Annotated in this window: 6 protein-coding genes; 3 read left to right on the top strand and 3 right to left on the bottom strand. The window is 76.2% G+C overall.

The annotated features are described in order from the left end of the window. A partial coding sequence (locus tag RKE29_RS28375; protein WP_312008555.1) for a DAK2 domain-containing protein occupies window positions 1-531 on the bottom strand: 531 nt, incomplete at its 3' end. A 261-nt stretch (window positions 532-792) separates the two neighbouring features. On the opposite strand from RKE29_RS28375, the gene rpmB reads away from it, so the two are divergent. Further along, complete coding sequence (gene rpmB / locus RKE29_RS28370; protein ID WP_312008551.1) at window positions 793-978, top strand: 50S ribosomal protein L28; 186 nt, start codon at window positions 793-795, stop codon at window positions 976-978. Window positions 979-1,174: 196 nt separating this feature from the next. On the opposite strand, the gene thiD is transcribed toward rpmB, so the two are convergent. After that, window positions 1,175-2,023, bottom strand: a complete 849-nt coding sequence (gene thiD / locus RKE29_RS28365; protein ID WP_312008554.1) for a bifunctional hydroxymethylpyrimidine kinase/phosphomethylpyrimidine kinase — start codon at window positions 2,021-2,023, stop codon at window positions 1,175-1,177. Window positions 2,024-2,131: 108 nt separating this feature from the next. Then, a complete protein-coding gene (locus RKE29_RS28360; RefSeq protein ID WP_312008550.1) occupies window positions 2,132-3,100 on the bottom strand; it encodes a thiamine-phosphate kinase in 969 nt (322 codons plus the stop codon). A gap of 137 nt (window positions 3,101-3,237) precedes the next feature. Between RKE29_RS28360 and RKE29_RS28355 the strand changes: the two genes are divergently transcribed. Together RKE29_RS28355 and RKE29_RS28350 are read left to right on the top strand one after the other, a co-directional pair. Continuing rightward, window positions 3,238-3,471, top strand: coding sequence for an Lrp/AsnC ligand binding domain-containing protein (locus RKE29_RS28355; RefSeq protein ID WP_312008549.1), 234 nt, complete (start codon window positions 3,238-3,240; stop codon window positions 3,469-3,471). Window positions 3,472-3,576: 105 nt separating this feature from the next. Beyond that, window positions 3,577-4,044, top strand: a complete 468-nt coding sequence (locus tag RKE29_RS28350) for a DUF3515 domain-containing protein (RefSeq protein ID WP_312008552.1) — start codon at window positions 3,577-3,579, stop codon at window positions 4,042-4,044. Window positions 4,045-4,140 lie beyond the last annotated feature (96 nt).

Below are 4,140 nucleotides of genomic sequence, written 5' to 3'. Positions count from 1 at the left end.
GGCGGCGTCCGCGGCCGCGTCGGCCACGGACAGGATGGTGCCGTCCGCGGGGTGCGCGACCGCCTCGTACGCCGCCTCGGCGGCCCGCCGCAGGGCCCGGCGCAGCCCGTCCGCGTCCGCGCCGCCGCCCCGCCGCCCACCGGTGCCGCCGCCCTTCCCCGTATCCCCCGTATCCCCCGGATCCCCCGTATTCCCCGGATCCGCGCCGGAGCCGGTCAGGGTGTCCGCCATGCCCCGCAGCATCTGGGCCAGGATGGCGCCGGAGTTGCCGCGCGCGCCGGTCAGGGCGCCGTGCGCCATGGCGCGTATCGCCTCGGCGAGGCCGGGCGGGTCGGCGGCGTCGCGGCCGTCCCAGACGGCGTCGACGGCCCAGGCGGCGGCCTGGGCGGTGAGGTAGAGGTTGGTGCCGGTGTCCCCGTCCGCGACCGGGTAGACGTTGATCGCGTCGATCTCCGCGCGGGACCGGCCCAGCGCGTCCAGGGCCAGCCCGCACCAGGTGCGTACCGCGGCGGCGTCGAGCAGGTGCGGCACGTACGTCCTCCGGTTCCGCGGCGTCGGGTCGGTCACCGCAGGGTAGTGGCAGCCGGGGCCCTGACCGGGCCGGGGTCTGGCCGGACGTGGTAGTTTCGTCGTAAAGGAGCGGCCGTTGTATGCTGCTCCGGTTGTCCGATGCGGATCGGACGTATCCCCTGGCGCCGCCCGGCCGTTCGACGGCCCTCGCGCGTGCCGGGGATTCCACCGTCAGTGTCTGTCGCCCCGCGCCGGCGAGGCGACCCGTCTTTGGAGTATCCCGTGGCTGCCAACTGCGACGTCTGCGGCAAGGGGCCGGGCTTCGGCAACAGCATCTCGCACTCGCACCGCCGCACCCGCCGTCGCTGGAACCCCAACATCCAGCGGGTGCGCGCCGTGGTCGGTCGGACGCCGAAGCGGCTGAACGTCTGCACCTCGTGCATCAAGGCCGGCAAGGTCTCGCGCTGACCCCGCGCCGCCGCCCCGCCGAGGGGCGGCGGGAGCCCCGGCCCGGCAGGCCTACGGTCTGAGGTTCCGGGGTCTGAGGTTGCGGCCGCCGTGTGGACGCCGGCGGCCGACGCCAGCCGGTCCACCCTCGGGTGGGCCGGCTTCTCGCGTTGGCGGATCCGGGCCCGGGCCCCGCCATGAGCCGCAGCCCTGCGGCTCATGGCACGCGGAGCCGCCACAGCGGGTCGACCGGTCCGATGCCGGCCCCCAGCGGGAAGCCCGCCGCGATGGCCCCGGTGACGTACTCCTTGGCCGCCGCCACCGCCTCCGGCACCGCGAGCCCGCGCGCGAGGTGCGCGGCGACGGCGCTGGCGAGCGTGCAGCCCGTGCCGTGCGTGTGCCGGTTGTCGTGCCGCCCGGCCCGCAGCCAGTGCTCCTCGGCGCCGTCGGTGAGCAGGTCCACGGCGTCGCCCGCGAGGTGCCCGCCCTTGATCAGCGCCCAGCGCGGCCCGTATCCGAGCAGGGCGTGCGCCGCCCGGCGCATGCCCTGCTCGGCGGCGGCCGGGTCCCGCTCCGGCACGGCCACGCCCGTCAGCCGGGCCGCCTCGTCCAGGTTCGGGGTGGCGACGGCGGCCAGCGGCAGCAGCGCCGTGCGGACCGCGTCCAGGGCGTCGGCGGCCAGCAGCGGGTCGCCGTGCTTGGAGACGGCCACCGGGTCCACCACGACCGGCGCGCCGACGTCCGCGAGCAGGCCGGCGACGGTCTCCACCAGCTCGGCGGAGGCCAGCATGCCGGTTTTGACCGCCTGTACGCCGATGTCGTCGACGACGCTGCGGAACTGGGCCCGTACCGCCTCGGCCGGCAGCTCCCACGCGCCCTGCACGCCGAGCGAGTTCTGCGCGGTGACCGCCGTGATCACGCTCATGCCGTGCACGCCGAGCGCGAGCATCGCCTTCAGGTCCGCCTGGACGCCCGCGCCGCCCCCGGAGTCGGACCCGGCGACGGTGAGCACGCGCGGGGGTGTGCGCGTCCCGCGCGGGATGGCGGAAACAGCGTCGGCGGACAAGGCTGCGGCGGCGGGAAGGCGCCCGGAAACGGCCATACGCGCGAATCTACCGCCCGGCCGCCGCGCGCCCGTCGCCGGCCGCGGCCCCCGGCCGAGCGGGAGCGGCCGCTACCCGGCGTCCCTGGTCTGCGCGAAGTGGTCCCAGCCGCCGTAGGGCCACGGCGCCCCGTCGACCGTCACCCGGGGCAGCGCGGAGGGGGCGAGCACCTCGCCGATCACCTTCCACCGGGCGGGCAGCTTCACGTCGGACGGGAAGGTCGCCACGAGCGCGTGGTCCTCTCCCCCGCCCAGCACCCACCGCAGCGGGTCGACGCCCACCGCCTGCCCGATGTCGGACATCTGCGAGGGGATGTCGATGTCCGCCGAGCGCAGGTCGATACGGACCTTGCTGGCCTGGGCGATGTGTCCGAGGTCGGCCACCAGGCCGTCGCTGACGTCGATCATCGCGGTGGCGCCGAGCCCGGCCGCCGCGGGGCCCGCGTGGTAGGGGGGCTCGGGCCTGCGGTGGGCCTCGACGAAGGCGCGCGGGGAGCGGAAGCCGCGGGAGAGCACCGCGTGCCCGGCCGCCGACCAGCCCAGCCAGCCGGTGACCGCGACCACGTCGCCGGGCTGCGCGCCGTCCCGGGTGACCGGCGCGTGGTTGCGCAGGTCGCCCAGGGCGGTGACGGCCACGGTGATGGTGTCGCCGCGGACCACGTCGCCGCCGACCACGGCCGCGCCCGCCACCTGGCACTCGTCGCGCAGGCCGTCCATCAGCTCGGCGGCCCAGGTGGCGGGCAGCTCGGCGGGCACCACCAGGCCCAGCAGCAGGGCGGTGGGCACCGCGCCCATGGCCGCGATGTCGGCGAGGTTCTGGGCGGCGGCCTTGCGGCCGACGTCGTATGCGGTGGACCAGTCGCGGCGGAAGTGGCGGCCCTCAAGCAGCACGTCCGTACTGGCCACGACCTGCCGGTCCGGCGCGGCGACCACCGCGGCGTCATCACCCGGCCCCAGCCGGACGGCCGGGGTGGTGGTGAGCCGGGAGGTGAGCTCCCTGATGAGCCCGAACTCTCCCAACTCGCCGACGGTGCCCTTCATTTCACTGCCCCTTCGCGTGTGTGCCACGGCCGCTCGCCACGCGCGTGCCCCGCACGGGTCTCCCCGTGCCGCTTTGCGACGCGGTAACGTGGCGTCCCTTCTCCCCACATGATCCTCGTAGCCGCCCTGGAGGTTCCGTGGTACAGGCGTACATCCTGATCCAGACCGAGGTCGGCAAGTCGTCGGCCGTCGCCGACGTCATCGCCAAGCTTCCCGGCGTCATCCAGTCCGAGGACGTCACGGGTCCGTACGACGTGATCGTGCGCGCCCAGGCCGAGACGATCGACGAACTCGGCCGCATGGTGGTCGCCAAGGTCCAGCAGGTGGACGGCATCACCCGCACGCTGACCTGCCCGGTGGTCCATCTGTAGGCCGCCCGCTCCCCCGTGTGCCCGGCCTCGTATCATCGGCCGGTGCGCTCCACTTCCGTTACGTCCCGGTTCCGGGCCCGTCTGGTCCGCCTGTCCGCCGTGGCGCTGGCCGTGCCGACCGCGCTGGTCTCGGCCGGGTGTACCGGTGGTGCTGGTTCCGACGCCGCCCGCGCCGCCGCGGTTCCCACCCCGTCCGCGCAGGCCGCCGCGCTGTGCCGGGCGCTGCACCGGGAGCTGCCCGGCTCCGTCGACGGGCTGCGGCGCCGGGCCGCCGATCCCCCGTCGGACTTCACCGCCGTGTGGGGCGATCCCGCGGTGCGGCTGCGGTGCGGGGTGCCGCGGCCCGCGCTGCTCGACCCCGGCAGCCCCCGGTTCCGGCCCGACGCCGACGCGGCGGAGGTGAACGGCGTCGAGTGGCTGACGGAGAAGCTGGACGACGGATATCGCTTCACCACGGTGCTGCGCAAGGCGTTCGTCGAGGTGACGGTGCCCCGGCGGTACGCGCCGGAGGTCAACCCGCTGCTGGACCTGGCCGCCGCCGTGCGCAGGACCGTGCCCGTGGGCGTGGTCTAGGACCGCCGCCGGACCGCCGGACCGCCCGGCGCGCGGCGGCCGGGCGTCAGTACGCCGTGGCCGGCCGTCGGCGCGCGGCGGCCGCTCGGGCGCGGC

The organism is Streptomyces sp. B1866, assembly GCF_031932565.1.
In the GTDB taxonomy this organism is placed as follows: Bacteria; Actinomycetota; Actinomycetes; order Streptomycetales; family Streptomycetaceae; genus Streptomyces.
This window is presented reverse-complemented; position numbering and strand designations above follow the sequence as displayed.